This window comes from Dietzia sp., assembly GCF_036741115.1.
Lineage (GTDB): Bacteria > Actinomycetota > Actinomycetes > Mycobacteriales > Mycobacteriaceae > Dietzia.
Genome location: NZ_DAINST010000124.1, coordinates 1 through 5,239, shown reverse-complemented (window position 1 = coordinate 5,239; position 5,239 = coordinate 1). Strand labels below are relative to the sequence as shown.

Annotated in this window: 7 protein-coding genes; 5 read left to right on the top strand and 2 right to left on the bottom strand. The window is 68.3% G+C overall.

The annotated features are described in order from the left end of the window. Window positions 1-485 (bottom strand): AMP-binding protein (locus V7E05_RS13545; RefSeq protein WP_333620166.1); only part of this gene is annotated, 485 nt, incomplete at its 3' end. Window positions 486-723: 238 nt separating this feature from the next. Here V7E05_RS13545 and fdhD point away from each other — a divergent pair. From fdhD to V7E05_RS13520, 5 genes are all read left to right on the top strand, one after another. Further along, entirely contained in the window at window positions 724-1,593 is an 870-nt protein-coding gene (gene fdhD / locus V7E05_RS13540) for a formate dehydrogenase accessory sulfurtransferase FdhD (RefSeq protein ID WP_333620165.1), read from the top strand. Between the two features lie 121 nt (window positions 1,594-1,714). Beyond that, window positions 1,715-2,410, top strand: a complete 696-nt coding sequence (locus tag V7E05_RS13535; RefSeq protein ID WP_333620164.1) for a phosphatase PAP2 family protein — start codon at window positions 1,715-1,717, stop codon at window positions 2,408-2,410. Between the two features lie 69 nt (window positions 2,411-2,479). Beyond that, the gene (locus V7E05_RS13530) at window positions 2,480-3,181 is read left to right on the top strand and encodes a DNA alkylation repair protein (RefSeq protein ID WP_333620163.1); all 702 of its coding nucleotides are present in this window, start codon (window positions 2,480-2,482) and stop codon (window positions 3,179-3,181) included. Beyond that, on the top strand, window positions 3,178-3,837 hold the full coding sequence (gene bluB, locus V7E05_RS13525; protein ID WP_333620162.1) for a 5,6-dimethylbenzimidazole synthase: 660 nt from the start codon (window positions 3,178-3,180) through the stop codon (window positions 3,835-3,837). The genes V7E05_RS13530 and bluB overlap by 4 nt, the downstream gene beginning before the upstream one ends. A 176-nt stretch (window positions 3,838-4,013) precedes the next feature. Next, entirely contained in the window at window positions 4,014-4,619 is a 606-nt protein-coding gene (locus V7E05_RS13520; protein ID WP_333620161.1) for a hypothetical protein, read from the top strand. Window positions 4,620-4,633: 14 nt separating this feature from the next. On the opposite strand, the gene V7E05_RS13515 is transcribed toward V7E05_RS13520, so the two are convergent. Beyond that, window positions 4,634-5,038 (bottom strand): hypothetical protein, encoded by a 405-nt coding sequence (locus tag V7E05_RS13515; RefSeq protein WP_333620160.1) that lies wholly within the window; start codon window positions 5,036-5,038, stop codon window positions 4,634-4,636. Window positions 5,039-5,239 lie beyond the last annotated feature (201 nt).

The following is a 5,239-nucleotide window of genomic DNA, read 5'->3' as shown; positions in this document are numbered from 1 at the left end:
GTGTCCAGTACCCGTCCGGCGATTTCGCGGAAGTTGACGCCGCCGTGCCGCGCCACGGTGACCAGGGCCGAGGCCCTCGCGGTGCGCGCGAAGTGCGCGAGCTCCGATTCGCGGTGGGCGGGGAGGCAGAATACGGGGATCGCACCGAGCCGGAACAGGGCGAACACGACGATCGGGTACTCGGCGAGGTTGGGGAGCTGCACGAGGACTCTGTCGCCTCGTTCGATCCCGAGCGCCGCGAAATCGCGGGCGCGCTTCGCCACCGCCGAGGCGAACTCTACGAACGTATAGCGTCGCGGGGCGCCGTTCGCGTCATTTCCCACCAAGGCCTCGGCATCGCCGAAGCGCTCGGCCGCTCGGTCGGCGAAATCGGCGAAGGTCTCATCCGTCCAATAGCCGGCCTCGCGGTAGCGTCGCGCGAACTCTTCGGGAAAGAAGCGCTCGGGGAGGGCGAGCTGGGCGTGCGGAACAGCGGGGGAGGTCATGTCGCGCGGGGCTCCTCAAAGGTGCTGGCCAGTGCGTGCTGCCTGGTGCGGGTGTGTGCCGGCGGACGCTGGATCCGGCGCGCCGACGCGGCCGTCGTTCTCCACGGGATAGTACAGCCTAACCTAATCTTTACGAGGTCTGGGGTGCGGGAGCCGCGAGTAGGATCCGAGGGGCGAAGAACGAGCTCGCGGCCGGAGACGCACTCTCCTCGCGGGCGAAGGGCGAGGGGAGCTCCACATGGGTAGAGCGACGGCGAGGCGGAGGATCGTCCGCATCGGTGCAACGACGCACGGCGGAGAGGGAACTCTCGTCGAGCGGACCGTCGACGAGCGGCCGGACACCCTGGTCGTCGAGGAACCCCTGGAGATCCGCGTCGGCGGCGCCCCGCTGTCGGTCACGATGCGGACTCCTGGCTCGGATGTCGAGCTCGCGCAGGGCTTCCTGCTCACCGAGGGCGTGATCGGCGGGCGTGAGGACATCGGCATCGCGCGTTATTGCAACAGCGTCGATGAAGAGGGGCGGAACACGTACAACGTTCTCGACATCGATCTCGCGCCCGGCGTCCCTGCACCGTCGACGGACATCGAGCGCAACTTCTACACCACGTCTTCGTGCGGTGTCTGCGGCAAGGCCTCGCTCGATGCCATCCGACTTCGCACCCGGCATTCCCCGGCCGGCGACCAGCTACAGACCACTGCCGATGTCGTGCTCTCGTTGCCAGACCGTCTCCGCGAGGCACAGCGACTCTTCTCCACCACGGGCGGCCTCCATGCGGCCGGGCTGTTCTCTGCCGAGGGCGATCTCCTGTGCCTGCGCGAGGACGTGGGCCGGCACAACGCGGTCGACAAGCTCGTCGGCTGGGCCGTGGAGAACGGCGAGATCCCGCTGCGGAACCGCATCCTCATGGTCTCGGGGCGCGCGTCGTTCGAGCTGGTGCAGAAGGCCGTCATGGCCGGGATCCCCATGATGTGCGCCGTATCGGCGCCGTCATCCCTTGCAGTGGATCTCGCGAGAGAATCGGGAATGAGCCTCGCCGGCTTCGTCCGCGGCGAGACGATGAACATCTACGCCCATCCCGAGCGGATCGAACCGGAGATGGAGGGCTAGGAGGGGACAGGCCCGGAGAAACCGGAATGCCCGAGATCGCGCGCCGGCGAGCCGCGAAAACCTGGGACCTTACGGGGATCGATAGCCGGCCCACAGCATGCACCCAGGTGGCAGTGATCTTATGAAAGGCGTGAAAACGCTGCTGCGCTCGAACGCGACCATGCCCGTCGCCGGCTCCCTACTCGTCGTTCTCGCCGTGATCGTCGGCATCGCGGTCCACACAGGGACGACCTCCGCCGACGATCAGCGTGTGCTCGGCGAGTTCATCGAGAACCGCTCGCCGTGGATCACCACGTGGATGGTCTTCGTCACCAACGCATTCAGCCCCACCTCAACGATCATCATCTCGCTCTTCGTCGCCGCCGCCGCGTGGCTTCGTGGCCGGAAACTCGCGGACGCCGGTTTCGTCGTGGCGACGGTCGGCCTCGCCTCGGCGATCACGTTCGTGCTCAAGCTCGTGTTCCAGCGAGGCCGCCCGCCGGTCGTCGACCAGCTCATCGGGGAGTTCGACTTCAGCTTCCCCTCGGGCCACACCACCGGCGTCGCCGCGCTCGCCTTCGCCACGGCCTGGGTCTTCTCCACCTACATGCGCAGAAGGTGGGCGATAAGCCTCCTCTGGGCGGCGGCGGCCGCGTGTGTTGCCATCGTCGCCGCTTCCCGCCTCTACCTCGGGGTCCACTGGTTCACCGACACCATCGCAGGAGCATGCGTCGGCGTGGGCGTGGCGATGCTCCTCGCCGCCGCGCTACCCGCGGCGCGCGCCTGGCGTCCCCAATTGCCAGAATGGGCCGCGGAACGCCGCATCGCGCGGCACTAGCGGGAACCGCCGAGTAGCCGGCTCCGCAGGCGACGGCCGGGCACTACCGGCAGGCGAGGAACAGCGAACATGGCAGTCACGGAAACCGGGCCCGAGCAGTCCGCGGCAGCGAAGGATCTGCTCGCCGAACTGGCGGCACTCGAGGATCCGAAAATCCGCGCGGTCAACGAGAAGCACGGCGACGATCATGGGGTCAACCTCACCAAGCTCCGGGCGCTCGCCAAGAACCACGCGGGCGACGAGGCGCTCGGCCGCGAGCTCTGGGATTCGGGCGACACGGCCGCACGGCTGCTCGCGCTCCTCGTCGTCAAACCGGGCATGTTCTCCGCGGACGAGCTCGACGCCATGCTCCGCGAATCCCGGACGCCGAAAGTGCAGGACTGGCTGGTCAACTACATCGCCAACAAGAGCAAGCTCGCCGAAGAGCTGCGGCTGCGCTGGATCGACGATGCGGACCCGGCGGTCTCGAGCGCAGGATGGGCCCTGACCAGCGAGCGGGTCGCCAAGAAGCCCGCGGGCCTCGATTTCGACGCGCTCCTCGTCACCATCGAGGCGGTCATGGTCGACGCCCCCGAGCGCCTCCAGTGGGCGATGAACCAGACGCTCGCGACCATCGGCATCGAGAACCCCGAATTGCGCTATCGCTGCATCGATATCGGGGAAAGGCTCGGCGTGCTCCGCGACTATCCCACGCCCCCGAACTGCACCTCGCCCTTCGCTCCCGTCTGGATCACGGAGATCGTTCGGCGCAGGGAGGTGGCCGAAAAGTGACGAGCGATGTTCCGGGGGAATACCCGGACGGAGCCCCAGGAGCCGGGGCGGCCGGCGACCGCGACGCGCTGTGGCGGATCATGGCCACCCGCCGCGACCACCGACATTTCCGGCCCGATCCCGTCCCACGAGAAACAGTCGAGCGTCTCCTCTCGGTATTCGAGCTCGCGCCGAGCGTGGGGCTGAGCCAACCGTGGCACGTCACCGTGATCACCGATCCGGCACTCAAGCGCGAGGTCCGAGAAAGCTTCGCCGACGTGCGCGAGCGGGAGCGGGAACGCTTTTCCGGCGGCCGGCGCGAGCTCTACGATTCGCTCACCCTCGAGGCAATCGAGACCGCGCCCGTCGGCCTCGTTGTGAGCTTCGTCCCGCCAGATGGCGCGACACTGGGCACCACGAGCATGCCGGCGGCGCTCGAGTACAGCGTGGTCTGCGCCATCGCCCACCTCTGGCTCGCGGTCACGGCGGAGGGCCTCGGCATGGGCTGGGTGAGCCTCGTCGACCCCGAGCGCGTCGCGGCGACGGTGCCCGTCCCCGAGGGCGCGCGCCCGCTCGCGTACTTGTGCATCGGGACGCCCGCGCGGCAGCTCGCCGAGCCCTTGCTCCACACCGTCGGCTGGAAACGCAGGCAGAACGTCGACGTCACCTGGCGGTGAACCGGGCCCGATTCGGGCCTGAGCCGAGCCCGAACCGGCGAGCGCCGGGTCCGTCAACACGGCAGTATCAGGGTTCTTCCCCTCGGTGATCTCCCGGTTCCGGGAACCGTTTTGCGCCCCTAATGTGCTGGTTATCGCCCCGATCGGGGCGCCGACACCAGCCGAGGAGGGCTGTCATGAAGGCCATCGATCACGGCGAAGAAACCAACCCCACATCACGGCGGAAACGCCGCTTCTCCTGGAGCGTGCGCCTCGCGCTCCTCGCCGTCGTCGTCGCCCTGCCTTCGTCGATCTGGCGGATCCTGATGATCTACGGCCGGCTCCCGGGAACCGAGGCGTTCCGCGACGCGAATTCCGGCGATACCGGATACGTCCTCGCTCTCACGGTGATCGAAATGCTCGCGGCATTCGCGGTCCTCGCCCTCACGCTCGGGTGGTTCCGCCCGATCGCCAGGCACACGCCGATGCCGTGGTGGCTGCCCGGAGCGCTCGGCTTCCTCGGAGGTGCGGTGATCACGTGGATGTTCAGCTACTCCATGGTCTTCGGCACGCTCGGCGGTTCGCGCCCCGATCAGGGCCTGGTCCACGGGGGAGCGCTCGTGCTCATGGTTGCCGTCTACGCGCCCCTGCTCGTGTGGGGCCCGCTTACTCTCGGCGCATCGGCCGAGGCGCTCGCCAGGGACCGAAAGGTCCGAAGGGGCAAGGGCCCGGGCGAGCTAGAGAGTGTGGTGGGGGAACAGCTCACGCCTCCGCTCGCGCCCCTCGCAGACTTTCGTGGATGACGCCGGACGTCCGACTAAGCCAGGCGTTCGATCATGCGGCGGATCTCCCCGGCGATGAGCGCGGGCTCGGTGTGCATGACGAGATGTGCAGAATCCGTGGCCGTGACGAATCTCCAGGCCTCCGACGTCATCGACCTGGAACGATGAGCCGAGGCGAGCTGTCGCCTGGTCTTCTTGCCGACGCCGGCGGACTTGCCGGCCGAGATCACGGTGAGCGGGAGTGCGGTGGAGCCGCGGGTTTCCTCGGCGAGGGCGTGGAGATCGCCCGGCATGTCTTCGGCCTCGGCGATCTGAGTCCGGACCACTGTGCGAGTGAAGGCCTCGCGCCAGATGTCCTCGAGGACATCGCCGGGATATCCGGCGAGAGACCGGGCGAAGATAGGGCCGAGAACCCCGAGCCTCGCCAGGGGCGGAAACACGAGACGCTGCGCTCCGTTGATAGTCCGCTGGGTGCGTGAGTGATAGAAGGGGCATTCCTCGTCCGCGGGGTCGACGAGGGCGAGGCTGGCGACGAGATCCGGCCTGCGGCGGGGGAGAGGCGTACGGCGGCAGGGTCGGCGCCGGTCGGCGAGGAACTACGACGTCACGGGCGAGTAGGCGTCGGGACGGGGTCGATCGTT

What these genes read in the sequence shown, in the direction of transcription:
- V7E05_RS13530 (WP_333620163.1), top strand. Translation starts at nt 2,480, where the DNA reads ATGGCAGTCACGGAAACCGGGCCCGAGCAGTCCGCGGCAGCGAAGGAT.
- V7E05_RS13535 (WP_333620164.1), top strand. Translation starts at nt 1,715, where the DNA reads ATGAAAGGCGTGAAAACGCTGCTGCGCTCGAACGCGACCATGCCCGTC.
- V7E05_RS13520 (WP_333620161.1), top strand. Translation starts at nt 4,014, where the DNA reads ATGAAGGCCATCGATCACGGCGAAGAAACCAACCCCACATCACGGCGG.
- fdhD (WP_333620165.1), top strand. Translation starts at nt 724, where the DNA reads ATGGGTAGAGCGACGGCGAGGCGGAGGATCGTCCGCATCGGTGCAACG.